Here is a 25,934-nt window from a genome sequence, read left to right as displayed (position 1 = left end):
TAGCTCGACACGATCAGTCGATCCAGTGAGATCGACCGATAGAGCCGACCAGGTGGACGACGCGAGCCAGCTATGACGAGCTACGCCGCCTTCGAGACGCTGGCGGAGTTCGAGTCGTTCTATCGCGAGGAGATCGCGCCCGCGATGGCGGCCGACGACGACCTGTCGAGCGACCCTGCGAGCCAGACTCCGCCGTACGCCTGGTTGAAGTCGAACTACTCGGGGTTCGTCGAGCGACTCCGCCGCGATTACGGGCTCTCGCCCGGGGAGTTCTACGACGAGGTCGGGCTTCCCCCGAACGGTAGCGACGACAATTCCTGGGGACTGACGCACGGTCCGACGACTACCGCGCTGGATGGCTACATAACCGAACTGGCCCGGGACCGCGGCCGAGCGGAGTCGACCGTCGACTCGCGCCGCGCGCGCCTGCGAACGTACGTTGGTACCTACCGCGACACGCACGACCGCGACGACCTCCTCACGCCGCTGTTGGACGAGTCAGCGAAACCCGACGAAATCGCCCGGATGAAGGCTGTCTTCCGAATCCTCGACGACCGACTCGGAACGCTCGCCTCCAAGCGGAAGTACGTCTCGGCGGTCAAAAACTGGTACACGTACCTCGAAGAAACCGGCAGAGCGACGTACAACCCGGCTCGAAACCTCACCAGGCGGTTCGGCTGGGATCGGCGACCGGTGTACGATCACCCGGCGCTGTCGACGGCCGATCTGGACGCGTTGCTCTCGGTCGCTGACGCCGACGAGCGGTTCCTGTTGTTACTGCTGGCTGGTTGGGGGCTTCGCCCCGTCGAAGCCTGCCAGCTCCACGTCGACCAGTTGGTCCTCGATCCACAGGACGGTGACACGCCCTACGTCGAGTTCGCCGCTGGAGAGCGCAAGAACGCCCGGCGAACGCGCAACACGGTTGCGATACTCGTCGGTGCGGACGCCGTGGGAACCCGGATCGAACGCCTGGCGGACGACGACTGGTCCGGGCACCTGCTCCCGTCACCCGAAGGGGGTCCGATCACGACACAGACTGCGAGACGATGGCTCCGCGACCTCGGCGAGCGGGCGGACGTGACCGTCGACGGCGACCGCCCGAAACCGAAGATGGGTCGGCGCACCTGGTACCGACTCTACAGGGCCCAGCGACCGTCGATCACGGCCGATACGGCGGCCGTCGCCGACGCGCAGGGGTCGAGCGACCCGTCCGTCTCCGAGCGCAACTACCTCGACGAGCGGACCCGCAGAGAAGCGCGAGCGGACGCCATGGCCGACCTCGTCCGTGAAGAACTGGCCGCCGTCTTCGAGCAGTATCTCCCGTGACCGGCCAGCGACGGTCAGTCTCCCCAGCGGTTCTCGTCAGTTCCACTGGCCAGTAAGCGCACGCAGTGTCGTTAGTCAGTCTTTCCGGCTAGCAATACCAGCCAATAATACTGCTCAGTTAATTTGGTTAGTAATACTAACCAATAATATTGAGCAGTATTACTGGTCAGTCTGGCCAGAATGTCTGACGAATATTTATGGTTCGACTGTCCGTCTTGTGGGGTATATGATCTCGTACGCGCTGTGGAGCGAGGCGGGTGGCGTCGGAAAGACGGCGCTGGCGGTCAATCTGGCGGCGGCCCACCAGCGTCACGGGCAGCGGACGCTGTTGATCGACCTCGATCCCCAGAACGGCGGCGCGAGCCACCACCTCGGCGTGGACGACGAGCGCGCCGATCCGGACGTGGACAACATCGTCCGCCATCTCATCGACCGGCCGAAAGGCGAGTTCGCGGATCTGATTCGGTCAACGAGCCACGGGCTCGATGTCGTCCCGAGTCACAACATGCTCGACAGCCTGGAGACGAACCTCCAGCGCGCCCAGGAGATGGAGCAGGACATGGGCGGTCGCTTCGTCAAGGAGTTGCAGTTGCGGCGCGTCCTCCGTGACGCTGGCGTGCCCGAGACCTACGACGTCGTGATCGTCGATCCTCCCGCGACCGGCGGCCAGCACGTCTACAACGCCGTCTCCGCCACTGCGAACGTCGTCATTCCGCTGGAGCTATCGCCGAAGGGCGAACAGTCCCTGCGCGGACTCGAAGACACCGTCTCGAACCTCGAGGAAGACGTCGACACGGAGGTCGGCGTCGTCGCGGTGGTCCCGAACAAGGTGCGCCGGACGCGGATGCGCGACAAGTACGAGGAGGCGCTCTCGGAGGTGTCCTACCCGGTCTCGCCGGTCCAGATACCGGTCCGCGAGGCCATGCTCAACGGGGCCTGGGACGCCCAGACGACGGCCTTCGACTACGTCGCGACGAACGACCGTCCCGACCGCGAGCGCGAGACGCTGGCGGCGTTCGACGAACTCGCGCGGTTCGTCGCCGCGCAGTTCGACGTTGCGCTCACGGCCGGTGATCTCCGCGAGGACGAACGGGGGGTCGTCGCATGAAGTCCGGCGCGTCCGATCCGTTCGGGGACAGCGAGGACGAACGCAGTGAGTCCTCGGACACATCGAGCGGGGAACGAAGTGACCCGCGAGAGAGTGAGGACGAGCGAAGCGAGTCCTCGGAATCGGCGAACGGGGCGGAACGACCCGTGAGCGAGGACGACCAGAGTGAGTCCTCGGAATCGCGGGCGGCGAGCGAAGCGGATCCCGAGCGAGAAGGGACGGCGGACGACCGGGCCGAAGTAGCGGCAGCGGGTGAAGCCGACACAGGTGGCGACGGCGGGGACGATGCCGATAGCGCGACCGACGCGGGCATCAGCCGCGACGAACTCCCACTCGTCTTGCGCCGGGACCGGGTCAAAGACGAGCGGCCGGAGGTCCACCAGCTGTTCGTCCAGCGGGAGACCCACGATCGCGCCGTCGACGCCGAACGGGCGCTCGAAGATCGTCTGGGCGTCGACCTCTCGCGGACCGACGCGCGGGAGGCGATCTATCTCGCCGGGATGGCCCACCTGGACGACGCCGAGGAGATCCTCCGGACCTGGGGGTACGATCTCTAGGGAACGGCGCTCCCGACCTGCTCGTCGGTCGTGGCGGTCGCCACCGCGGATTCGAGCCTGTCGACGATTCGCCGGGCCGCGTTCCCGTCGCCGTAGGGCTGTGGCTTTTCCGTCCGTCGGAACGAGCGACGCAGGTTCCGGCGGATGGCGTCGGCACGGGTCCCGACGAGGACGTTCCAGCCGGCTTCGACGGTCTCGATCCAGGGGGTCGTCTCGGCCAGCGTCAGGCAGGGCGTGTCGAGGTGGAACGCTTCCTTCTGCACCCTGGCCGCGTCGGTGACGACGCGCTCGGCGGCGTCGACCAGCCACACGTAGTCCAGATACGTCTCGGTCTCGACGGCATCGACGGTCTCCGGGAGCGCTTCGTTCCCGAGCCGGCGGTCGAACCGGCACTCCGTCCGTGGATGGGTGGGAACCACGACGGGGAGCGGCGCGTCGGCCAGCCCCGAACGGAGCGACTGGCGCCAGTCGCCCCGAACCGAGCGTCGGCGCTGGAGCGACGCGAGGACGAACGACCCCGGTTCGTGATCGACCTCGTCGAGCGCAGTCGACCGGTCCCGGGCACGCTCCCGGACGGCGAGCATGGCGTCGCAGGTCACGTCGCCGACCTCGTGAACGCCGTCGGTGATCCCCGCGGCGGCGAGCCGGGCCGTGGCCCGCTCCGAGGGGACGAACAGAACCCCCGAACAGTGGTCGGTCAACACCCGGTCGAGTTCGCTCGACCCGTCCCGGTCGTGGCGACGGAGGCCGCCCTCGACGTGGGCCACCAGCGCGTCGCGTTTCGCGCCGACGAGCGCGCCCGCCAGCGTGGCGCTCGTGTCGCCGGCGACGAGTACCACGTCCGGCGACTCGCGGGCCACCACGTCGTCGAGGTCGCGCAGGAGCGTCGCTGTCTGCTCGGCGTGGCCCGCTCCTCCTGTACCCAGGCGGACCGATGGACCACGCTCGTCCAGCGCCGTCCCGAGCGGATCGCACCCGTCGCCCCGCCGGCCGGCGCGCACGAAGATGCTCTCGTGATCCGCCCGGAGCGCCCTGCGGACCGGGAGCGTCGTCAACCGCTGGCTGGGACTACCGGCGACTGTCAGTACCTTCATGACACTCTTTCCCTCGATATCGTCGCCCAGAGTCGGCTGCCCGGTCCGATCCCTGTCGTTGCGCGCTCACACCCACGCTCACCCGTAGTATTCGCTGGATTCATCCTTCCGGTATCCGGCCACAGTCGCGGCTCGGCCATTGTTATAGACTCCCTTACATCTCATTTCGTGGGCGTGATCGTGCCGGACGCGGACCGGAGATGGTCGTAGAGGCGCGTCGCCAGCGTCAGCACGGTCGAACCGCGTTCGACGCTGTAGAACGGCTGGAGGTCCGGATTGAACTTCGCCTTGTACTCGTTGATGCGCCGGTTGTTCGCGCCGACGAGGTCGTAGGTCGTACAGCCTCGGTCGATACCGTCGGCCATCACCCGCCAGTCCAGCAGGTCGTTGACCGGCGCCTCGGTGTCGGTCTTGACGCCGCCTTGCCACCGGGAGACGGTCTCGCCGTGCTGCAGGGCGAGGATCCCGCCCACCGGACGCTCGTCGACGCGACAGACGTACGGCCGGATCGCCCCGTCCGGCAGGTCGTCGTAGAGGTCCGTGACGAGCGCGGTCGGGAGACGGAAATCGACGCCCTGTGCCCGGTACCGTTCCCTGACCCGTTCGAGGATGAAGGGCACGTTCGCGCGGCCGCCCTCCCGGATCACGATGCGCTCGTCGTCCCGACCGTCGCGGACGTTGGTGCGCGCGTCGCGGCTGAACGAATCGAGCAGGGCCTCCCGGCCGACCGAGAGGTCGACGAGGTACGTGTACGCCGGGTCCGTGTCGAACGCGTCCCAGGTCAGCGGCCGCAGATCCGGATATCCCCGATGGAGACGGAAGTGCGTGTACTGCGGGGCCAGACGGTCGTCGATCCAGTCGAGCGCCCCCTCGACGAACCGGCGGTGGCGTCGCTCGGCCCTGCGCTGTTTCAGTTGCCCGAGGTTCAGCGGTGCCGGACCCAGGTACGGCACCCGCACGTCGGGCGGCGGGGAGACCGCCGCGGTGACCGGCCCTTTCCGGAGTTCGAAGACGGGAAAGATCCCGACCGGTTCCTGCCCCTTGAACCCCACCAGCTGGGTGAGGTCGCACTCGGTGTGACGAGCGAGCGCCGCCAGCGCCTCCGTGCGGTGAAAGAGGCCCGCCCACGGTGACTGCTCGACGTAGCTGTTCCACTGGTCCAGATCCGACTGCGTTGCTTCCCGTACGTCGACGCTCATGCTTAGTGATCCACGTGCCTGCGAGTTTCGTGTCGCACTGTGACACGACCCTTCGAGTACGGACCGTTTTGTTATGGTATTGTTACGGGTCGGTATCCGACCCCATCCGTCGCGCGTCGAGGTACTCGGCCATCGCGTACGCCATCCAGGCCTGACACCACCGCATCAGCGTGACCCGGCGCGTGAAAAAGCGCTCTTTCCGGTAGTAGAAGGCCCCGCCGCCGGCGTGGAGATTCTCGAACACCCACTCCAGAATCCGCCGGGCGAACTCGTGATCGCCGGCGTACGTGAACACGAGCGCGCCCTGCGTACTCGCGTGGATGTCCCGGGGGTAGGCGTTCGCTTCGTCGAAGTTCGGCGCACCCGTGGGCTCGAACAGCTCCCGCCGGTAGAACGAGAGCGCGTCGCGCAGGGTCTCGTCGTACCGGTCCGACCCGGTCACCGCCCGGTAACGCTGGAAACACTCGATCACGAACCCGTTGTGGTGGCTGTCCATCGAGAGGTGCGAGGCCGACGGCGGGTCGCGGTAGTACCAGCCACCGCGTCCAGCCTGGAGGTCGGCGATGTGATCGAGCAGTTCCGTCGCTCGCTGCCGAAAGTCCTCCTCACCGAAGGCATCGTAGAGGTCCAGGAAGGTCCGGGCGCACAGCGCCCCGGCGTTGATCGTGTAGTGGTCCCCGGACTCGTTCATGTGGTAGTCGATCACCGCGCCGCGTCCGTTCTCGACGGGGCGGTAGTTCAGGTCCTCGGTCAGGAAGTCGGCGGCCGTGCGGGCGAGATCGGCGTAGGACTCGTCGACCGGTCGCGCTCGCAGGAGGGCCTTCACTGCGTACGCGGTCGACACCGCGTCGGGGTCCTCGGGGCGACCCCGGCCGTGCAGGAACTGGATCGGATGGTTGTGACCGCCACAGAACCCGCTGTAGCCCGCCCGGCGCTCCTCGACGAGCCAGTCGGCCAGCCGGCGGGCCTCGCCCCGGTAATCGACGGCCGCGGTCCACCCGAAGTCGACGGCCTCGTCGTCACGGAGCCGGGCCGCCGTCAGGTTCCCCATCGTGAACAGCGCCGTCCCCTTGTAGTTGCGGCGCTGTTCGACCAAAAACAGGGGTCTGACGTTGACCGGCGCGCGCTTGATGGTCTCCTGGACGGCCAGGTTCACCCACTTGTTCTCGACCGGGAGCGCCTGCAACAGGCGACTGCTCATCCCGTCCCCGTAGTCCCACCCGCGATAGGACCGTTCGCGCGCGTACGTGAGTGTGCGGTCGAACCATCGCAACACCGTTCGGTCGGCTTCGGTGATCCCACTCGTCGCCGGTTCCCCCCTCGCTCGCTCGGACTCGATCCGTGTCATGCTCTCCGTGCCCTCCTCCCGCCGTCGGTCCCGGGAGAACGTGTCACCACGTCGTGACCAGCGAAGTTTGTTATACCTCGCCTACGGCCTGCAACCACGCCGCAACCATCCGGACACGGACTCTCCCGTCCGCCGGCCGTGTTAGACGGCGTCTGCACGGCGGTCTCGGTCCCCCACCGAATCCATAACAAAGACCAGTCAGGGGGAAGCCGCCGCCACGACACGATGTTGTCTACACGGCAATCGGGACGGCGACGGGCCGGGACGACCGGAGAACGGCGGACTGATCGGGACTCCGAGGGAGGGCGACGATGAAGATCTGCTCGGTCGTCGGCGCACGCCCCCAGTTCGTGAAGGCGTTCCCCGTCGCCGAGGCGCTCGGCGCTCACGAGCGCGTCCTCGTCCACACCGGCCAGCACTACGACCGCAAACTCAGCGACGTGTTCTTCGAGGAGCTTCCGATCCCCGAGCCCGACGTGAACCTCGGCGTCGGATCGGGGACCCACGCCGAACAGACGGCCGCGATGATCGAAGAACTCGACACCGTCGTGACCCGGGAATCACCGGACGTGATGCTCGTCTACGGCGACACCAACTCCACGCTCGCCGGCGCGCTCGTCGCCGCGAAACGCGACGTACAGCTCGCCCACGTCGAGGCGGGCCTCCGGAGCGACAACCGGGCGATGCCCGAGGAGATCAATCGCGTACTGACCGATCACTGTTCAGACCTGCTCTTTGCCCCATCCGAGCGCGCCGTCGAGACGCTGGCCGGCGAGGGCATCACCGACGGCGTCCACGAGGTCGGCGACGTGACCTGCGACGCCCTGCTCGCCGTCCGGGAGCGCGCCCGCGAGCGTTCACGAGTCCTGGATCGCCTCGGACAGGAGGACGGCGAGTACATCCTCGCGACGGTCCACCGCGCCGCGAACACCGAAAACGAGGATCGACTGGCCGCTATCGTCGCGGGACTGGCCGACGCGCCGCTCCCGGTCGTCCTCCCGGCTCACCCCCGGACCACTGCGGCGCTGAAGGCCGCCGAGGACATCGGCGCAATCCCCGACTCGCTCCAGCTCGTCGATCCCGTGGGCTACCTGGACTTCGTCCGCCTGCTCGACGGCGCGGAACGCGTCGCCACCGACTCCGGCGGCGTCCAGAAAGAGGCGTTCTACCTCGACACGCCCTGTGTCACCATGCGCGAGGAGACCGAGTGGGTCGAGACCGTCGAAGCCGGCTGGAACGTCCTCGTCGGCGCCGACGCCGACGCGATCAGCCGGAACCTCGACCGGCGGTTCGCCGTGTCCACCAAACCCCAGCCTTACGGCGACGGGGACGCGGCCGAACGCATCGTCCGCACGCTCGAACGCACTGTCGGAACCGCGCCCGTCGAGGACGCGGTCCGGGGGTGACGCCGTGACCGCACTCTCCGACACCGACTACCCGTTCGCGCTCTGTCTCACCCACGACGTGGACCGTCCGTTCAAGACGCCCGTCCACGCCGCGTTCTACGCCCTGGCCGACCGGGACCCGCGACACCTGCTCGACCTCCGGCCAGGCCGCAATCCCTACTGGCAGTTCGAGGCGATCATGGCCCTCGAAGCCGACCTGGGCGTCCGGTCGGCGTTCTACTTCCTGAACGAGCCGCCCGTCCGCGCCCGGCCCCGCTCGGCCCTGACCGACCCGCAGGCGCTCGTGCAGGCCGTCGGCCGCTACGACGTTCGGGACCCCCCAATCGCGCGGATCGTCCGCCAGCTCGACGACGGCGGGTGGGAGGTCGGCCTCCACGGCTCCTATCACACCGCCCGCGACCGCGAGCGCCTGGCCGAGGAGAAAGCTCGCATCGAGTCCGTGCTGGGCCACGAGATCGAGGGGGGTCGCCAGCACTACCTCCGCTTCGACGACCCCGAGACGTGGCGTCACTACCGCGATCTCGGCCTCGCCTACGACACCAGCCTCGGATCGACCGAGGCGTACGGCTTCCTGCACGGCTACGGCGTTCGCCGCCCGTTCGACGACGGGTTCGTGGTCTTCCCGCTGACGCTGATGGAACAGACCCTCCCGGACCCGGGCGAGCGATTCGACGCCGCGTGGGCGGCGTGTGACTCCCTGCTCGACGAGGCCCGTGCCAACGACGCCGTGATGACTGCACTCTTTCACCCGCGGCTGTTCGATCCCGGCGAGTTCCCCGGCTATCGCCGGCTGTACCGTCGCCTGATCGAACGCGCACGAGATATGGGTGCCTGGGTCGGACCGCCCGGGGAGTTCTACGCGGCGTTTCTGTCGGCCGGCGAGTCGTCGACGGCCACTGCGGTGGGGAGTTCCGCCCCGGCCGACCACGCCTGAGTGAACCTGTTTGATCGGCCCGTCGCCGGTCACCCGGTGAAATCGGTGATGGGATTCCCCTGCAACCACGGCACGACGATCCGGTTGCGGTCGCTGCCGACCTGGTCGTCGAACGCGTGGCCTACCTGATCCTCGGCTAGCAACCACCGCTTGCTCCCGTCCACAGGATACCAGCGCAGCACGTTCCCGTAGCGGTTTTCGGCGTCGTCCCCGTGTAACCGCCACATCACGTCCTCGTACATACTGTAGTCCCAGAACCGGCCACGGAGGACGTTGAACCGTCCACGCTCCAGGTCCCAGAGAATCCGTGTCCCGTCGCCCGGCTGAACGACCACGTCGAACTGGTTGCCCGCGATGTTGTCGGGGAGGCGACCGACGGTTCCGGAGTTGTGCATGTGTATCCCCCGCTCGAATCCGTACCAGACGCCGAAGATTCGACAGCCGTTGATGCCGTACTCGCTGGTCCGGTGCATGTCCACGACCGTTCCGATGTTCCGGACCGAGTGTGCCGCCTGGACGAAGTAGATCGCTCTGTCGCCCCCCTGTGCGAACTCGAACAGTGTCCCCTCCCCGATCCGGCCCCGCGTGAATCCACCCCGAACGTGCCAGGGGTCGGCGTTCCCGTAGAATCCGAACCGCTCGCTGTCGAACCGGAACACGCTCGACGTGTAGGTTCCGTCGACCGCGCGGAGGTCCACCTGCGCCTCCTCGACCGTCCCGCCCGGGTGGACGTGGTGGAGGTCGATGTCGGTCCGTGGCTCGACGCTGGCCCCGTTGTAGTGTAACACCACGCCGTCTTCGATCACCCAGGGACGTTTCGGTCGGTAGATCGTCTCGGGATAGAGTTCTACCCGGGTGGTCCCGGGAGCGTCGGCCCCCGCCTGCAGTACGGCGTCGACTTCGCCGGGTGCTGCGCGTCGTACCGTTCCGTGGTCCCCGGGATAACCCTGTGCCCTAGCCTGATTCGTGGTCGGTGATCCGCCTGATGGCTGCGGATCGCTGGGCCCGAAACTGTTGCAACCGGCCAGGCTCGCGGCCGCCGCCAGGAGCAGTGTCCGCCGCGTGAAGCCGCCTGTCGACTCCTGACCCTCCTCGTTCCGAGGTTGACCCACCATCGGCCCGGCCTTGACGCCCTGCTATTTTGGTTATGTGTCGGCTACGAAACCGAACTCCGACCGTCCACACCGGTTATCGAACTCGTACCGGTGCCTGGTCATCGCGCCGTCTCTCTGATCGGCCGTGACGAGTCGCTGGTGGTCTCGGCCGGGCCACACTCGTCGACGCCCGCGGCAGCGAGTATCCGTCGCCAGTCCACTGCTGCAGCCTCGTACGAACACGTGTCCCGCACGGCCGTCGCGGACTCGGCGAGGTCGAGACGGCGGTCCTCGTCCCGTAACAGCTCTGTCGCCGCCCGCGACAGCGCCGCCGTCCCGCCGTCCGGGACGACCACCGCACTCATCCCGTCGACCGCGACCTCACGCACGTTGCCGACGGCGGGCACGACCGGTGCGACGCCGGAGGCCATCGCCTCGACCAGCGTGAGCGGCAACCCCTCCCGGTCGGACGTGAGGACGTAGACTTTCGCGTCCCGGTAGTACCGCCCCGGATCGTCGACCCAACCGGGAAGCTCGACGGACGCATCCGCGGAGCGGGCCCGAATCCGCGATTCGACGGCGTCCCGTAGCGGCCCGTCACCCACCATGACTGCCCGGACACCTTCACCGTCGGCGGCCGCAGCGACCTCCGCGACCACGTCGACGAACTGCAGCGGATCCTTCTCCGCGGAGAACCGCCCGACCCAGAGCAGATCGATGAGTCTGTCGGCTGTCGGGGGCGTCGCTGGGAAGGCCGCCGGTCGAATCGGGTTCGTGAGGACTGCGACGGTTCCCGGCGTGACACCGAGGGCTTCGAGTTCCGCACGGGACTGCGCTCCCGGGACCGAGACGACCGCGAACCGGCTCATCAGCCAGCGAACGACCGGCCCGTAGCGGCTCGTCGCGTGTACGTCGATGTCACCTCCAATGACGCCGAGGTGGGTGGGGACGCCCGCGAGACGACCCGCCACCAGCGCCGTACAGCCGTAGGGAAACAGTGAGAACGAGCAGACGGCCGCGTACTCGCCGCGAACGCTTTCGATCACGGCGAACAGCGTCAGTACGAGCAGATCGAGCGGTCTGAACCCCACGGTCGGCGGCGTCTCGACGGATACCCCGTCGATAGCCGACGGCGGGTTGACACAGACCATCGTGGGGGCGGCGACCCGCGCCAGCGGCCCGACGTGACGCTCCGCTTTCCCCTGGTTCCCCGTGAAGTCGGCCACCACCAGCACTGGTGGTCCGCTCGTCCGTGAGTCGTCACTCATGTCGGTGGGTTCACTACGACAGCGCGACCATCGTTATGTGTCGAGTAACCGATCGACTGGCGAGCGACGCGCTGCCTACCCCGCCACACCGCGACGACCTCACCCCGACGGTTGTTTTGGCGGCGTGGCGGTCGCCGTCTGTGGCTCGTAGACCGTCTGTAACCAGCACTCGACGGTCGTGATCGGGGCCAGTACCGAGATGTGATCGCCGTCGCCCGCGAGGTGGGCGTCCCGGTACTCCTGGATCGCATCGGCGTCGAAGAAGGGGCGTTCGCACGCGTCGTCCAGTAGTCCGTCGATCAGCGAACGGAGCCCGTCGTGTTCTCGGTACCAGACGTCGTTGAGGCCGGGGCCGCCGTGGGTCTTCCCGCCGGTGAGCCGCCGCCAGGCGGTGGTGCCGACGAACCCGGCGACCTGGACGGAGAGGGGATACGTCGGCGGGAGGCTGGTCCGTTCGTACGGAATCCGCGCGAGCCGCGTGTTCAGCGAGCGCAGGAGTTTGATCTTCGCCGGCGGAATCCCGCGCGGCACGTCCCCGCCGACGAACGGTATCGTCTTCTCGCGGAACGCGTGTGGCATCCGCGCCGACTGCTCGATGAACGCGCTGTCGACGTAGGGCACCCGCGTCCCGACCTGCGACCGGGCCACCTTGTTGCTCGCCAGCGCGACCCGGGCGTAGTAGTTCCGGTAGTGCGCGTCGAGAACCACGTCCCGAAGGCCCTCCATCGGCGACCGGGCGGCATCCTCCCGGAGGGTCGCGAGCGGGTCGACCTCGGTCGCGAGCAGATCCGTGACCGTATCCGTGTCCCGCGACGCTTCGCTCCGGTACAGCGACTGCACCGCCGAGTCACACTCGAAGTGACACGGGTGGAGGTGGTGGCCGACGAGCGACCCCTCCAGCCCCTCCATGATCACGCCCGCCGCCGGGTCGGACAGGTTGAACACCGAGGAGAGGTTGAGCAGGGAGTGCCACTGGATCATGCCGTCGGTGATCCTGACCGCGTCTTCGAGGCGCTGGGCCCACCGGTCGGCCGAGACCTCGACCCGGACGTTGTGAACGTCGAGTTCTGTCGCGACGCGCTCGGCCAACCGGGGGTTGACCCCGCCCGGCGGATTCGAGTCGTACGTGTAGGTGTAGAGGTCGCCGAGCTGCCCGGCGTCCCGGTTGCGCGCGAGTTCGCTCGCGGTCATGCGGCTGTCGAGACCACCGGAGAGCCACAGTCCGGCCGACCCCTCGACCGACTGACTCACGCGGTCGACGGCCCGCTGGAACCGCTTCGCCAGCTCGAACACGTACTGCTCCCCGGCCGGTGCCGGGTCGTAGTCGGGTCGCCAGTACCGGACGGTCCGCACCTCGCCGTCGTCGTACTCGAGGACCGAGGCGGGCCCGAGCGCGGTGAGTCCCTCGACGAGCGTCCGGTCGCCCCACATGTGTCCGAGCAAGAGCATGTCCGAGATCGCCTGGGTGTCGATCTCCCACCCGTCCCCGACGGCCAGCAGTGGCGCGAGCCCCGAGGCGAACGCGAACGGGTCCTCGTCGGTGTAATAGAGCGGCCGACTCCCCAGTCTGTCGGTCACGAGGACCACACGGTTCTCCGCAGCGTCCGCGGCCGCTACGGCGAACGGTCCCTCCAGCTCGGCCGCGAGTCCGGACGAGTCAGAGAACAGCCGGTCGAACAACGTTTCGGTCCCGAATCCGAGTTCGTCACGGTTGGTGATGGCTCCGGCGACGACACCAACGCGCTGCCCGTCCCGCCAGCGGGTGTGTCCCATCGGGTCCTTCGAGCCGTGGTGGCGGTGTGCGATCCCGAGGTCGCCGGCTTCGACGACGCTATTCTCGTACCAGGACTCGTGCCACATCGCGTCGCGCATCCTTTCGAGGCCGGTACCACCGACGACGCCGCCAGCCACGCCGGGCATGGCTCTACCATCCGGCCGCTGTTATTTTGCTATAGACTGACTAGTCGAGCAGGCCAGCTGGGATGCTGGCGGCGGGGTCACCTCGGCTTCTCGCTGGACCCGGCACGCTCGGGTACACGCCGGATAACAAATACCTCGGTGTGGGAACTGGTCCACAGATGGCGCTGGCTCCGGCCCGGAACGCACGGTCCGTCGGGAGTCGATGTGATGGACGGTCCCCGACGGTCCGGAAACCATGACCGTCGACGACGACGACCTTCTCCGGTTGTTCTCGAGTGCGTCTCTCGTCCTCGCAGGGACAATCTTCGCTTCCGTATCGAAGTTGGTCGAGCGTGTCGTCGTCGCCCGCTGGCTCTCGGCCGGTGCGTTCGGCGAAGTCTCGCTCGCGCTCGCGGTCGTCCAGTTCGGAGTCACCTTCGGGCTCCTCGGGCTCAACAAGGGTATCCCCCGCTTTGTCTCCCGGTACGAGGCGGACCGGGACGTTCGCGGCGTCTGGCTGTCGGGCCTCGTGATCACCGGCGTCGTGAGCGTCCTCGTCGCGGCGGTCGCGTTCGTGTTCGACATCGGCGTCGTCACCGATCCGTTCTTCGAGCGGTCGAGTTCGGACACGCTCTTGCGGCTGTACCTCCTCGGTCTCCCGTTCGTCATCGGCATGACCGTCGCAATCGGGACGATCCGTGGCCTCGAACACACGATCTACAAGACCTACACGCAGGATCTGTGCTATCCCGTCGCTCGGATCGTCCTGCTGGTGGGGCTGTTGAGTGCTGGATTCGGGATCCACGCCGCGGGGCTCTCGTATCTGCTCGCGTCCATTCTGGCGTTCGTCGCCGCACACGTCCTGCTCGATCGGCTGGTTCGGCTCGCCGGAGCGGTCCGATTCCACGGTCGGGAACTCGTCGCCTTCTCGGCCCCGCTGATCGTCGCCACGGTACTCTCGCGGTTGCTGACGTGGACGGACACGCTCATGCTCGGGTTCTTCCGGAGCTCCCGGGAGGTCGGGCTCTACAGTGCGGCCTACCCCCTCGCGACGAGTCTGGTCCTCATGTTCGGCGCGTTCGGATTCATGTATCTGCCGCTGACATCGCGGCTGGACGCCGAGGACGAACACGACGAGATCGACCGGGTGTTCACGCTCACGACCAAGTGGATCCTGATCGGAACCTTCCCGGCCTTCCTCGTACTCACCGTCTTTTCCGACGACGTTCTCGGGGTGCTTTACGGGCCGACGTACACGCCCGCCGCGACGGCACTGACCGTCCTCGCAGTCGGCTTTTTCACACACGCGGCGGCGGGCCGGAACCGTGAGACCATCTCGGCGCTGGGCTACACGAAGTACGTCTTCCTCTCGAACGTCGTTGGCTTCGCCTGTAACGTCGTGTTGAACCTCGTGTTGATCCCGCGGTTCGGAATGGTCGGGGCCGCTGTCGCGTCGGCGAGTTCCTACTGCCTGCTCAACTGCTTCGTCAACGCGGTCCTGAAACTACGCTTTGGAATTTCGTCGTTCTCCGGCCCCGTCGTGCGGACGGTCGTCCTCTTGCCACTCGTCGTCGTTCCGCCCGCCGTCGCCGTCTCGAACTGGGTCACGCTGACGGTGTACACCGTTCCAGTGGCTCTGGTCGCGGGCGGCGTCGCGACGGTCGCCGTCGTCAGCCTCGGCGGGGGCCTTCAGGCCGAAGACCGTGTCGTAATCGAGTTCGTCGAGGATCTCGTGGGTCGACCCGTGCCTGTCGTACACCGGTATCTCCCCGAGACGCCGGCACCCGAGGAGTGAACTCGTCGCGGCCGAGCAATTTGGGGCGATCCGTAGGCACTGATTACTCCCAGTTCCCGATGTAGCGAACGGTTTGGTCCGTATTCATGTCGAAGACGCATGCAAAAAATTCTGACGGGTACATAAATATTCTATACCCGTAAATACCTATTTGTATATATGTCCGTCCTACGGCTATATGGACTCGAGTCGAGACGGTGATGACGAGCAGACGACGGACATCAGTGACACAGATACGCACAATACGCACTCACTGGACCGGCGTTCGGTACTGAAGTTGACGGGTGCGGCCGCGGCCGTTGGCGGTGGTCTGGTCGGGACCTCTGGAGGCGTGGCCGGGCAGACGCCCCGCGAGGACGAGGTGACGACCGACGACTTCGAATTCGACCGCGTTCTCGACGCCGTGGACGACCTCGGGGCCGATCCCAACGGCAATCGGGACGTGGTTCCCCTGATCCGAGACGCCTACCAGTCGGGAACGAAAATAGAGTTCCCGCCCGGGACGTACAAACTCGGATCGACGTGGTTCGACTACGACTCGGCGGTGTCTCAGTTCGGTATCGTCGGGACCGGTGACTCCCAGCGCGACGTGGAATTTCTGGTCCCGGACGGCCGGTTCAACGACGGCTACGCGTTCGGACTCAGAGGGCCGAAGACTCACCACCTGTTCCGTAACTTCTCGATCCAGCAGGGGCCCGACGGCGAGCGACTGTTCGCCATGTTGCTCTACTTCGAGGACGGATTGCTGTTCGAGGACGTGGAGTGGCTGGGTGTCACGCCCGATTCGACGACCGTCGGCGACGCGGCAACTGTCCAGAACGGTATCGGCATCACCACGACCGAGGGTGTCGGCACGCTCCGGCGCTGTCAAATCGGTGTCGACGCGCCGGGTCTCCAGAACGGCTACCCGACCGGTCTCGGCTGGATGTTCATGGGGCCGTTCAACGGTTCCTCACACAGGGGTGAGATCCAGATGGTCGACTGCCGGGCCGAACGCCAGGGTGCGAACCCGATGCGGACCGACGGTTCCCCTGGCGTCATCACGATCAGGGGTGGCCTCTACCGGAACAACGACAACGTGAACGTCCGCCTCGCCGGCGGCGACCACCCGACCAAACACTCGGTCGTCGACGGGGCGACCGTCGTCGTGGACGAGGACCACGGTGACAACAGCGCGAACGCCATCCTCGTGGACAACGCGCTGATCGAGATGTCGGGCCTCGTCGTCCGGAACACCGACGTGATCTACACTGACACGACCGTGGCGGCGGATCAGCCGGTGATCGACGTCCCCTCCTGGGGCAACCACGGCTCGGTCACTTTCGAGAACTGCCGCGTTCGCAACGAGAATCCCGGCGCACTGACGCTGAACGCCGACGCGGTCGCACAGACCGGCGATCTCGAGATCACCGTCGACGGCTGTGACTTCACCGGGTCCGGTCGCGGAATCGACATCGACGGGCGGCCGGGCTCGGTCGTCCGGAACAGCTGTTTCGACATGCCGAACGGCGAGATTACCGGGACGGTCTCCGTCGAGAACACGGCCGAGTCCGGATGTGAACGGCCGGACTCGGACGGGCAGTCGGACACCTCGCCAGAGCCGTCGGCGTCGGTCTCGACCGGCTCCGCGTCCGCCGTGGACGACGATTCGGCGACGCTGAGCGGCTCACTCGACGACCTCGTCGAGGTCTCGTCCGTCGACGTGAGTATCAAGACCCGCGAGGCCGGTGCCGACGACTGGCAGGAACTCGGGACCGAGCGGCGCTCTGCTCCCGGCGAATTCAGCTTCGATGCGTCCGGCCTCTCCGCGGAGACCGAATACGAGTTCTGCGCCGCTGTCGTCGACGATGCCGTCGCCGCGACTGGCTCGACGAAATCGTTCACGACCGCACTGCCGGCGGACACGCGCACGCTCGTATTCAGAGGCACTGGCTCGGCGTCGAACTACAGGGCGACCGTCAGTGGCGACCTGTTCGCGGACCCCGAGAGCGACGATCTGGAAAGCTGGGACTCGATCGACGGATCGACCGCCTCGGGCTGGGTCAGCGACGACACCACCGTCGACACCTACCTGTTCACCGGCGAGGTGACCGACCTCTCGCCCGACGGCGCGGCGGTCTACGTCGACGGCGAGCGCGTCGACTCGGACGGAAGTGCCGACCGGCGAACCCTCACCGTGGAGGGAACGGGAACGGCGTCGAACTACAGCGTGACCGTCAGCGGCGAGCTGTCGGCCCACCCCGAGCACGACGATCTGGAGGCCTGGGATTCGATCGATGGTTCGACCGCCTCGGGCTGGGTCACCGACGACACCAACGTCGACACCTTCCAGTTCACCGGCGAGGTGACCGACCTGTCGCCCGACGGCGCGGCGATCTACGTCGACGGCGAACGAATCGACTCGGGCGGGAGTTCAGAACCGAGACAGCACACACTCACCGTGGAGGGAACAGGGTCACCGTCGAACTACAGCGTGACCGTCAGCGGCGAGCTGTCGGCCCACCCCGAGTACGACGATCTGGAGGCCTGGGATTCGATCGATGGTTCGACTGCCTCGGGCTGGGTCACCGACGACACCAACGTCGACACCTTCCAGTTCACCGGCGAGGTGACCGACCTGTCGTCCGACGGCGCGGCGGTCTACGTCGACGGCGACCGTCTCGATCCCGATACCGTCTGAGTGGGAACGGAGCCGGATCACCCCTCGGTCCCGGACACGTCCGGTTCGACGTGGAGGTACAGGTCGACAGCACCGTTGGATCTGATCCGGTGGACCGTCGGCTGGGTCCGGACGGCGGTCAGTTGCGACCGGTTGTAACGGAGGCTCCCGTAGGCCCCGAGTTCCCGCTCGACGTCCCGCCTGGAGACGACGAGATAGCGGTCCTCGTCGTACCGCTGGGCGATGCGGGTCATGTTCTCACCGCTGATCGTCCCCCGTTGCTGGTGATACGCCAGGTCCAGCGAGTCGGGGACGCTGTCCGACCCGTAGATGGCCTGCATGTACCGCCCCGAACCGCCTCTCACACCGGCGTACTCGATCCCGGAGGCTCCCATCTCGAAGGCGTTCTCGTAGCCCGTCACCTGTGCCTCGGTGACCTGCGGGTTGGCCTTGTACACGTACGGCGACGCGTACACGATCGCCAGCGAATGGGCGAGCATCGCCGCGAGGACGACGATCACCGCGACCCGTCCGGCCCGGTTCACCGTACCGCCCGAACTGTCGGCGACCACGCGGTACAGAAAGACGGTTCCGAGGACCGTCACGATCACCATCGTCGATCCCAGGAGCCGGAACGCGAGCTTGGACACGTCACCGACGAACAGGACGAGCGAGGCAGGGACGAACGTGAACAGCGCGCCGACGAGGTACTGACTCCCGGTGGCGGGGACCTCGAATCGGGCCAGTACCGTCCGGATCGCGAACAGGCCCGCGAAGGCGGCGAACACCGCGCCGACGAGGAACAGTCTCAGGAACAGGTCGCCGAGTCCGGACCCGACAGCGGCGAGCGAGTCGGACTGTCGGCCGACGACGGCACCGGCACGGGCCCCACCACCGAGCAGGAACGACTGCAGTTCCCCCTCGACGATGCCGGCCGTGTCTCGAAACCTGGGCTTCCCGAACGTCCAGAGCGCGTAGGCGACCGCCAGGAAGACCGTCTGGCCGTACACCCGTCGGTGGCCCGAGATCGAGTGTGTCGGTCGAACCCTGCGGACCACGAACTGCAGTCCAGCGACCGTCCCGAACAGGAGCAGTACCATCGCCGCCTGGAGCGGGTGATAGAGGACCGTCGCGAACGAAACCAGTGCCAGCAGGACACCGGCCCGGGTGATCAACCCACCCTCCGCGTCGGACGTGAGGGACACGACGAGCAGGTACAACAGTAGCGGGAACAGGAGGATCGTCTGAGACATCGAGTGTGGTTCCATGTAGTGAACCGCGACGTGGTTGATCGGGAGCAAGAGGAGCCCGGCGAAGACCCCGAGGCTCGTCGCGAACTCACTGTCGACCATGGCTCTGACGACGAGTGGCACGAACGTGACGAAGACCACGGCCGTCACGAACACGACGAACAGCAGCGCCCGCTCCTCGGAGAATCCGGTTCCGTCGCTGATAGCGAGTGCCAGCGTGTGGACTCCGGGGTAGAAAAACTCCGCCACGCCAGTTCTGCCGCTGGCGATGTCCCGCACGTACCCCAGGTGCGTCAGCGCGTCGGCGGCACCGTAGAAGTGATACCCTCGGAGCAGCGGCAGCGCGGCGACGGCCACGAACGCACCGACGGCGAGACCGGCCCCACCGACCCGACGGTATCCGGCGACTCCGACCGTGACTCCCAGGGCGACCGACAAGGCGACGCCGACCCCGGCCCAGAAAAGCGCCGGCGTCGCGGCGTAGATCGACAGTTCGTACGCCGTCGACGGCTGGAGGTACGCCACCAGCACGGCGACCCCGAGGGCGAGGAACCCGACCGTCAGCGCCCCGTCGACGAGTACCGGCGAGACGGTGGTCGTGTCACTCCCCTGTCCCCGCAACTCTGAGACTCCCATCGCGGAGAGCCAGGGATGGGCCGGGCATTAGTATTGAGTCCCTAGGTGGCACACCACTTTGGCGGCCGTCTGTGCCTCCTCCGTGGCCAGATCAGCAACAGTCTACTACCGGGTAGTTACCGAGTAGTTGCGAGCCGCCACGCTCGCGGCCTGCCGTGTCGCCGGACCGGCGGCCCCACACGGATCGCGACGCGAGTGAAAGAGGACATAACAAAATCGGTCGCGTTCCTGGCCCGAATCCCCCATCGGTGGCTCCAGATGAACAAGGAACCGTCCTCGTCGGTCCAGTCGTCGTCGACCCTCGAAACGATCACCGAACTGCCCGGAGACGCGGGCGCGTCGTTCACGCTCGCTGTGGTCGGCGGGGTCTGCTACTCCTGGCCGTCGCTCACACCGCCCGTCCTGCGGACGCTCGTCGGGCTCCCACTGTTGCTGTTCGCTCCCGGATACACCCTTCTGGCAGCCCTGTTCCCGGCCGCGCACGACCGAACTGACGACCCCCGGGGCTGGAATTCGACGGACCACTGGCTCGACTGGCCTGCACGGCTGGCGCTCTCACTGGGAGCGAGCGTCGCCATCGTCCCGCTGGTCGCACTCGGTGTTTCACTGGCAGGGGCGGATTCGGCGACCGTCCCGTTCGTCGTCACGGTCCTCGTTGCAACAGGCGCCGCCCTCGCTGCTATCCGGCGGGTGCGACTTCCCCGACCCCGGCGACTCCGGCCGCCGACGATCGATGGGTGGGGCGAGCGGTCGCCGCGGGCCTGGGAATCGCGCGGCGTTCGTCTCGCCGTCCTGACACTGCTAGCCGGCAGTATTCTGGTCGCGACGGCGACGATGGGGTACGCACTCGTCGTTCCGAACGACGGGGAGTCGTACTCGAGCATCTACCTCGCCACGGAGAACGGGAGTGACGATCCGGTGGCCGCTTCGTTTCCGTCGACTTTCGACGACCGTCCCCGCGAACTCGTCGTCGGCGTCGAGAATCACGAGAACACACGGACGAATTACACAGTGGTCGCCCAACTCCAACGGGTCGAGACCACGGACGGTTCCATCTCGGTGACTCAGCGGGACGAACTGCGTCGGTTCGAAGTCGAACTGGCGCCCGGTGAGACGTGGGAGCGGACCCACGAGATCGACCCGACCATGGCCGGTGAGAACCTCCGTCTGACCTATGCCCTGTATCGGAGTGGGCCCACCGGCGAGCCCGCCACCGCGGAGCCGTACCGGCGAACCTACATCTGGGTCGATGTCACGGCACCGACGGGGGACTCCTGAGCGGCTGGGACGGCCCCACCGGATCGCCGACGTAGCCGACCGGTACTTCCACACGGTCGGTGGTAATCGAGGTCGTAACGAAGTGCTCCCGCCGGGGACCACTACCGATGCGATACCTGTTCTTCACCAACACGCCGGCGCACGTCCACCTGTACAAGAACGCCGTCGCGGAACTTCGAGGACGGGGCCACGAGGTGCGCGTTCTGGCGCGTGACTACGGCTGCACGCTGGCCCTCGCCGACGCCGCCGACCTGCCCTACTCGGTCTACGGCGGCTGTGGGACGACGAAACGGTCGCTCCTGTGCAACCTCCCCGCCCAGTACGCCCGTGCGCTCGTTCACGCCCGCCGGTTCGATCCCGACGTGGTGTTCGGGATCGGTGCCTACGCCGCCCCTGCCGGTCGCCTGACAGGTGCCCGGACGATCCTCGTCCACGACTCTGAACCGTCGACGCTGGACCACCGGATCGCCCGCTCGCTGGCCGACGCACTCCTGACTCCCGACACCTTCAGGGACGACCTCGGTCCGAAACACCGCGTGTTCCACGGGTTCAAGGAGTCCGCGTATCTCCACCCCGACCGCTTCTCGGCCGACCCGTCCGTCCGCGCGGCCCTCGGCGTCGGCGACGACCCGTTCGTGATCTGCCGGCTCAACGCCTTCGGCTCCCACCACGACGTGGGCCAGGGCGGGTTCACCGTCGAGCAGGTCCGGACGCTGCTCGACGACCTGGACGATCACGCCACCGTGTTCGTCTCCGACGAGGGCGACGATCTGGACGTGGACGCGACCGCCGGCCGACGCTTCGATCTCCACCCGGCGCGGCTCCACGACGCGCTCGCCGAGGCGTCCCTGCTCGTCGCGGACACGCAGACCATGGTGACAGAAGCGGCACTCTTGGGGACGCCCGCCGTCCGCTCGAACTCGTTCGTCGGCGCGGACGACATGGGGAACTTCGTCGAACTCGAAGAACGCGGTCTCGTCCGCAACGTCGCGGCCTTCGAGAGCGTCCGCGAGACCGCGCTGGAGCTGGTGACCGACGACGGGGCCACCGACCGCTGGGAGTCCCGGCGGCGCGAACTCCTGGCCGAGACCGTCGACCTCACCGAGTTGCTCGTGAACGTGGCGGAGAACCCCCGTGGGATCGACCGCGTCGCTGGTGTCTCACAGCGTGTTTCGGCGCCAGCACCCGGAACGGGCCGCTCGTCGACGGCCGACTGAGGGAGCGAGAAAGAGTGTGCGGACGACTCAGTAGGAGACCTTCTCCTCGAGGTGTTCGTTGTGTTGCATGTCGAAGATCATCGCGAACACCAGCAGCGCGCAACTGAACAGGAGGATGAACACGGAGACGCTTCCAGTCAGCAGGGACGCGCCACCGAGGAGAGTCAGGGCGGCGAACGCGAGTCCGGCCGCACCGCCCAGCACACCCAGTGCGTACAGGAACACGAGCGGGTGGAAGTCGACGAGGCAGTACTTGACTTTCAGCCGCCACAGAAAGCCCAGGAACAACAGCGAGGAGAGCCGCGGGACGAAGGTCCCGTAGTTGATGTGGCTCTGCTCGTCGCCGTAGACCGCCTGCATCGGCACGTCCGCCACGCGGAAGCCGTGTGCGTTGAGCGTGATGAGCAGGTCGTTGCTGAACCCGTAACGGTCGTAGAGCGCCTCCAGGTCGATCCGCTCCAGTGCGTCGAGCGAGATCGCGGTGTAGCCGTTCTGTGGGTCGTTCGTCCGCCAGTAGCCGCTGGCCAGTTTCGTCAGGAAGGTCAGCAGGAAGTTCCCCATCGACCGCCACGAGGACATCGCCGACCTGAGTTCCCGCGACTGGAGGCGGTCCCCCTTGGTGTAGTCGGCCCGCCCCTCGACGATGGGCTCGACGAACCGGTCGAGGATCGACGGGTCCATCTGTCCGTCGCCGGCGATCACCGCGGTCACGTCCATCCCGTCCTGGAGCGCACGTCGATACCCCGTCTTGATCGCGCCACCGACACCCTCGTTGGTCTCGTGTCTGATCGGTACGATCCGGTCGACCGGCTGGCCGCCGTCGGTCTTCGCCGCCACCGCCGGTTCGTCCCGTTCGCTGTGGTCGAGAATCTCCGTCCACGTCCCGTCTGTCGAACAGTCGTCGACGACGTAGACGCGGTCCACGAACGCGGGGATCGAATCGAGGACGTCGCCCACCAGTCCCTCCTCGTTGTACGCCGGGACCACGACCGCGACAGTTTGCCCGCTGTACATCCGAATCGGGGACTCGGCGGTGAAGGCTTTGTAATTGAGCGCCTGCCGCGTCGAAGTCACTCTTTTCGCAGTTGGTTGCGGGCCGGCCACCCGATACCCGCCGTCGAATCACCGGGCCAGCGCCAACTGCTCACACACTTTCGACAGTCGTGGCCGTAGTAACACATATTTCACTGGAATACCGTACCTAGTCCAATGCGTATCAAAGACAAACCTGCCACGCCGACCCCGAGTCGCCTCCTCGGGACCATCCTCCTGATCGGCGGCGGGATCTTCATCGGGGACTTCTTCTGGGCCATCGCGACGTACTCGCCGTCGATCCAGTCCGCTGGGCCGACAGTGTGGACCGTACTGGCCTCCGGCGTCCTCGCAGGTTCGGTCCTCGTCGGCGTGGGCGTCGCGACGGTGTTGCACTCGACCGGCCACATGGAGATCGCCGCGAACCTGGACTGGGACCTGTAAACTGCCTCGGCCTGCGCCGCCCGTAGACGGGGGTCGGACCGCCGATCGGTTTCTGTCTGACCCCCGAACGTAAGTGTATCCGTGCCGTTAGCGTGGCTATGAGTGAGGAACGGGGGTCAGTCGTCGCGAAGACGACGGGGGTCAGATGCGAGTCCTATCCCGACGAGTGCGCGTTCGCGATGCAGGCGGGCGTGTTCGACGAAGACACCGGTGCAGAGGCCATCCTCCACTCCTTGCGCCCGACCGGTCGTTGCCCGACCTGTGGCAGTGATCTGGAGTCCTGGGAACCGACCTTCCGCTCGGTCGCGCCCGGCCGTCCCGGCGAGTGGTGACCCGTCGGCCTCCACGCTCTCGAACGACGTTCTACAGTGGTAACCGAGTTATTCGAAGGACCAGCCTTATGAATTAGAGGCGTCTAAACCATCTCAAGAATGCTCAGCGACGTGATGGAGGACTATCTGAAGGGGATATACGAACTCCAGCGCGAGCACGGGGCACCCGTCAAGACGTCACTGATCGCGGAGTCGCTGGACGTGACGGCACCGACGGTGACCAGTATGATGGAGAAACTGGAGGATCGGGGGCTGGTCGCCCGCGAGAAGTACAAGGGCGTTGAGTTGACCGACGAGGGCGAGACGGTCGCCGTCGAGATCATCAGGCACCACCGGCTACTGGAGGCGTTCCTGGTCGATCACCTCGACTACGAGTGGACCGAGGTCCACGAGGAGGCCGACGTGCTGGAACACCACATCAGCGAGGAGTTCGAGCAGCGGATCGCCGAGCGACTGGGTGATCCGGCGGTCGATCCCCACGGCGATCCGATTCCGGAAGCCTCGCTGGAACCGCCGGCCGCCGACGAGACCCGGCCGCTCGCCGACTTTGCGGTCGGCGACCGCGTCGTCGTCGCACGGGTCCGGGACCGCAACGAGGACGAACTGGAGTATCTGGCCGAGGCCGGCATCGTCCCCGGTCGCCAGCTCGTCATCGAGGAGAAAGCGCCGATCGGTATGCTGACCGTCTCCCACGAGGCGGGACAGCAGAACCTCCCCGATGGCGTCGCCGAGACGATCAGAGCGAAGCCGACCGATTCCGACACCGACGAGCGGCCCGACAACCGGCACGTCACCGAGTCATGAGCGGGTTCCTCGAAATCATGGTCATCGCGATGACCGCCCAGCTAGCCGTGCTGCCCGGTGAGAAGGTGCAGTTTCTCATCTCCGGGCTCTCGACGCGGTACAATCCGCTGGTGGTCGTCTCCGCCGCCGGGACCGCCTTCGCGGGCTGGACGGCCCTCGAGATCTGGTTCGGGCAGGCGGTCAAGGGCGCACTCCCGGGCGTCTATCTCGACGCGATCACCGCCGTCCTCTTCCTGTTTTTCGCGGCCGCGCTGTGGCGGTCGGCGCCGGCGCCTGACGAACAGCCGATGGACACCGACGGTGGCGTCGACGCCGTCGAGGGATACAAACTGCCGGTCGTCGGGACGGTCCCCGAGACGTTCGGGAGTTTCCTGCCGATCTTCAGTATGATGGCCGTCGGCGAGTTCGGGGACAAGACACAGCTGGTCACCATCGGACTCGCCCTGCAGTACGGCGCGCACCCGGCCATCTGGGCGGGTGAGATGCTGGCGATCATCCCCGTGAGTCTCGCCAACGCCGTGTTCTTCTATCGGTTCTCCCACCGGTTCGACCTCAGGAAAGCGCACTTCTTCGGAGCCGGGCTGTTCGCCTTCTTCGGCCTGGATACGGTGCTGTCGATCACGGTCGGGTTCTCCATCTGGGAGCAGGTCGTCCGGACGGTGAGCACGGCCGTCATCAGCCTGCTCTAGGCCGCTCACTCCATCTGTTCGGGCATCTGGAGCGCGCCGTAGACGAGCGAGAGGAGACAGAGTAGCAACACGCCAACGGCACCGAGGACGTCGTAGTTCGTCGCGAACGCCAGCGACGACCCGAGCAGCAGACAGAGCAGCGCGACGGGGTACACGGACGACTGCGGAAGGGCTTCCAGAGCGTCTCGCGAACGCTCGCTGAACATCTACGTAGTGTATCTTCCGCTACCTATTTGGGTGCTGTCATTGGTTCCTGACAGGAACGGGTCGAACAGAACGTCACTCCCAGGCGCTCACGGGCAGGTCCTCAGCCGTCGTGGTGGATGGCTGTGAGCGAGACCGAGCGCTCGTGGTCTATCTCGACGGTGAACCCCTCGTAGTTGAACGTGACCTGCCCGTTGCGGAGCGTCGACCCGTCGGCGTCGTCGAACATCGCTTCGAGCGCGTCGGGGTCGATCACCTCGTGGAGCGGCGTGAGCGCCGCCGGATCCACGCCCTTCTCGGCGGCCACTTTCCGAACGAGTGCATAGCTGATCGACCCATCGACCATAGGCCCCCTACCGAG

23 protein-coding genes are annotated in these 25,934 nt (G+C 66.8%); 13 read left to right on the top strand and 10 right to left on the bottom strand.

Translation table 11 applies throughout. The features are described from left to right. Window positions 1-72 precede the first annotated feature (72 nt). The 3 genes from ACOZ4N_RS20490 to ACOZ4N_RS20480 all read left to right on the top strand — a co-directional run bounded on the left by ACOZ4N_RS20490 (window position 73) and on the right by ACOZ4N_RS20480 (window position 2,991). Complete coding sequence (locus ACOZ4N_RS20490; protein WP_424020011.1) at window positions 73-1,326, top strand: tyrosine-type recombinase/integrase; 1,254 nt, start codon at window positions 73-75, stop codon at window positions 1,324-1,326. Between the two features lie 226 nt (window positions 1,327-1,552). After that, a complete protein-coding gene (locus ACOZ4N_RS20485) occupies window positions 1,553-2,434 on the top strand; it encodes a ParA family protein (RefSeq protein ID WP_424020010.1) in 882 nt (293 codons plus the stop codon). Continuing rightward, a complete protein-coding gene (locus tag ACOZ4N_RS20480; protein ID WP_424020009.1) occupies window positions 2,431-2,991 on the top strand; it encodes a hypothetical protein in 561 nt (186 codons plus the stop codon). The genes ACOZ4N_RS20485 and ACOZ4N_RS20480 overlap by 4 nt, the downstream gene beginning before the upstream one ends. Here the strand turns inward: ACOZ4N_RS20480 and ACOZ4N_RS20475 are convergent. The 3 genes from ACOZ4N_RS20475 to ACOZ4N_RS20465 all read right to left on the bottom strand — a co-directional run bounded on the left by ACOZ4N_RS20475 (window position 2,988) and on the right by ACOZ4N_RS20465 (window position 6,632). After that, a complete protein-coding gene (locus tag ACOZ4N_RS20475) occupies window positions 2,988-4,085 on the bottom strand; it encodes a UDP-N-acetyl glucosamine 2-epimerase (protein WP_424020008.1) in 1,098 nt (365 codons plus the stop codon). The genes ACOZ4N_RS20480 and ACOZ4N_RS20475 overlap by 4 nt on opposite strands. Before the next feature lie 161 nt (window positions 4,086-4,246). Next, on the bottom strand, window positions 4,247-5,284 hold the full coding sequence (locus ACOZ4N_RS20470; RefSeq protein ID WP_424020007.1) for a GNAT family N-acetyltransferase: 1,038 nt from the start codon (window positions 5,282-5,284) through the stop codon (window positions 4,247-4,249). Between the two features lie 82 nt (window positions 5,285-5,366). After that, the gene (locus tag ACOZ4N_RS20465; protein WP_424020006.1) at window positions 5,367-6,632 is read right to left on the bottom strand and encodes an antibiotic ABC transporter permease; all 1,266 of its coding nucleotides are present in this window, start codon (window positions 6,630-6,632) and stop codon (window positions 5,367-5,369) included. 311 nt (window positions 6,633-6,943) lie between these two features. On the opposite strand from ACOZ4N_RS20465, the gene wecB reads away from it, so the two are divergent. Together wecB and ACOZ4N_RS20455 are read left to right on the top strand one after the other, a co-directional pair. After that, window positions 6,944-8,038: a non-hydrolyzing UDP-N-acetylglucosamine 2-epimerase gene (gene wecB, locus ACOZ4N_RS20460; protein ID WP_424020005.1), complete on the top strand. Its 1,095-nt coding sequence runs from the start codon at window positions 6,944-6,946 to the stop codon at window positions 8,036-8,038. A 4-nt stretch (window positions 8,039-8,042) separates the two neighbouring features. Next, window positions 8,043-8,972: a polysaccharide deacetylase family protein gene (locus ACOZ4N_RS20455; protein ID WP_424020004.1), complete on the top strand. Its 930-nt coding sequence runs from the start codon at window positions 8,043-8,045 to the stop codon at window positions 8,970-8,972. A gap of 29 nt (window positions 8,973-9,001) precedes the next feature. Here the strand turns inward: ACOZ4N_RS20455 and ACOZ4N_RS20450 are convergent, their stop codons facing one another. The 3 genes from ACOZ4N_RS20450 to ACOZ4N_RS20440 all read right to left on the bottom strand — a co-directional run bounded on the left by ACOZ4N_RS20450 (window position 9,002) and on the right by ACOZ4N_RS20440 (window position 13,254). Continuing rightward, the gene (locus ACOZ4N_RS20450; RefSeq protein ID WP_424020003.1) at window positions 9,002-10,087 is read right to left on the bottom strand and encodes a hypothetical protein; all 1,086 of its coding nucleotides are present in this window, start codon (window positions 10,085-10,087) and stop codon (window positions 9,002-9,004) included. A gap of 98 nt (window positions 10,088-10,185) precedes the next feature. Next, window positions 10,186-11,334, bottom strand: coding sequence for a glycosyltransferase (locus ACOZ4N_RS20445; RefSeq protein WP_424020002.1), 1,149 nt, complete (start codon window positions 11,332-11,334; stop codon window positions 10,186-10,188). A gap of 99 nt (window positions 11,335-11,433) precedes the next feature. Then, on the bottom strand, window positions 11,434-13,254 hold the full coding sequence (locus ACOZ4N_RS20440) for an asparagine synthase-related protein (protein ID WP_424020001.1): 1,821 nt from the start codon (window positions 13,252-13,254) through the stop codon (window positions 11,434-11,436). Between the two features lie 235 nt (window positions 13,255-13,489). On the opposite strand from ACOZ4N_RS20440, the gene ACOZ4N_RS20435 reads away from it, so the two are divergent. Together ACOZ4N_RS20435 and ACOZ4N_RS20430 are read left to right on the top strand one after the other, a co-directional pair. After that, window positions 13,490-15,028 (top strand): flippase, encoded by a 1,539-nt coding sequence (locus tag ACOZ4N_RS20435; RefSeq protein ID WP_424020000.1) that lies wholly within the window; start codon window positions 13,490-13,492, stop codon window positions 15,026-15,028. A 178-nt stretch (window positions 15,029-15,206) separates the two neighbouring features. After that, window positions 15,207-17,708 carry a hypothetical protein gene (locus ACOZ4N_RS20430; RefSeq protein ID WP_424019999.1) on the top strand — a complete coding sequence of 834 codons (2,502 nt, stop codon included), beginning with the start codon at window positions 15,207-15,209 and terminating at the stop codon, window positions 17,706-17,708. A 17-nt stretch (window positions 17,709-17,725) separates the two neighbouring features. On the opposite strand, the gene ACOZ4N_RS20425 is transcribed toward ACOZ4N_RS20430, so the two are convergent. Beyond that, a complete protein-coding gene (locus ACOZ4N_RS20425; RefSeq protein ID WP_424019998.1) occupies window positions 17,726-19,573 on the bottom strand; it encodes a hypothetical protein in 1,848 nt (615 codons plus the stop codon). A 258-nt stretch (window positions 19,574-19,831) separates the two neighbouring features. Here ACOZ4N_RS20425 and ACOZ4N_RS20420 point away from each other — a divergent pair, with 258 nt between their 5' ends. Both ACOZ4N_RS20420 and ACOZ4N_RS20415 read left to right on the top strand, forming a co-directional pair. Beyond that, entirely contained in the window at window positions 19,832-20,851 is a 1,020-nt protein-coding gene (locus tag ACOZ4N_RS20420; RefSeq protein ID WP_424019997.1) for a DUF1616 domain-containing protein, read from the top strand. 107 nt (window positions 20,852-20,958) lie between these two features. Next, window positions 20,959-22,068 carry a hypothetical protein gene (locus ACOZ4N_RS20415; RefSeq protein WP_424019996.1) on the top strand — a complete coding sequence of 370 codons (1,110 nt, stop codon included), beginning with the start codon at window positions 20,959-20,961 and terminating at the stop codon, window positions 22,066-22,068. A 27-nt stretch (window positions 22,069-22,095) separates the two neighbouring features. Here ACOZ4N_RS20415 and ACOZ4N_RS20410 read toward each other — a convergent pair whose 3' ends face one another. Further along, window positions 22,096-23,082 carry a glycosyltransferase family 2 protein gene (locus ACOZ4N_RS20410; protein WP_424019995.1) on the bottom strand — a complete coding sequence of 329 codons (987 nt, stop codon included), beginning with the start codon at window positions 23,080-23,082 and terminating at the stop codon, window positions 22,096-22,098. Window positions 23,083-23,277: 195 nt separating this feature from the next. On the opposite strand from ACOZ4N_RS20410, the gene ACOZ4N_RS20405 reads away from it, so the two are divergent. The 4 genes from ACOZ4N_RS20405 (at window position 23,278) to ACOZ4N_RS20390 (ending at window position 25,369) form a co-directional block, all read left to right on the top strand. Then, window positions 23,278-23,544 carry a hypothetical protein gene (locus tag ACOZ4N_RS20405; protein ID WP_424019994.1) on the top strand — a complete coding sequence of 89 codons (267 nt, stop codon included), beginning with the start codon at window positions 23,278-23,280 and terminating at the stop codon, window positions 23,542-23,544. Window positions 23,545-23,723: 179 nt separating this feature from the next. Next, window positions 23,724-23,876 carry a hypothetical protein gene (locus tag ACOZ4N_RS20400; RefSeq protein ID WP_424019993.1) on the top strand — a complete coding sequence of 51 codons (153 nt, stop codon included), beginning with the start codon at window positions 23,724-23,726 and terminating at the stop codon, window positions 23,874-23,876. 99 nt (window positions 23,877-23,975) lie between these two features. Next, window positions 23,976-24,680 carry a metal-dependent transcriptional regulator gene (locus ACOZ4N_RS20395; protein ID WP_424019992.1) on the top strand — a complete coding sequence of 235 codons (705 nt, stop codon included), beginning with the start codon at window positions 23,976-23,978 and terminating at the stop codon, window positions 24,678-24,680. Then, a complete protein-coding gene (locus ACOZ4N_RS20390; RefSeq protein WP_424019991.1) occupies window positions 24,677-25,369 on the top strand; it encodes a TMEM165/GDT1 family protein in 693 nt (230 codons plus the stop codon). The genes ACOZ4N_RS20395 and ACOZ4N_RS20390 overlap by 4 nt, the downstream gene beginning before the upstream one ends. A 5-nt stretch (window positions 25,370-25,374) precedes the next feature. Here the strand turns inward: ACOZ4N_RS20390 and ACOZ4N_RS20385 are convergent, their stop codons facing one another. Together ACOZ4N_RS20385 and ACOZ4N_RS20380 are read right to left on the bottom strand one after the other, a co-directional pair. Next, on the bottom strand, window positions 25,375-25,575 hold the full coding sequence (locus tag ACOZ4N_RS20385; RefSeq protein ID WP_424019990.1) for a hypothetical protein: 201 nt from the start codon (window positions 25,573-25,575) through the stop codon (window positions 25,375-25,377). A gap of 101 nt (window positions 25,576-25,676) precedes the next feature. After that, entirely contained in the window at window positions 25,677-25,919 is a 243-nt protein-coding gene (locus ACOZ4N_RS20380) for a HalOD1 output domain-containing protein (protein WP_424019989.1), read from the bottom strand. Between the last annotated feature and the right edge of the window lie 15 nt (window positions 25,920-25,934).

Source organism: Halorientalis pallida (genome assembly GCF_049605515.1).
GTDB classification, from domain to species: Archaea; Halobacteriota; Halobacteria; order Halobacteriales; family Haloarculaceae; genus Halorientalis; species Halorientalis pallida_A.
The sequence above is the reverse complement of the archived record's forward strand: the minus strand, read 5'-3'. Positions and strand labels throughout refer to the sequence as shown.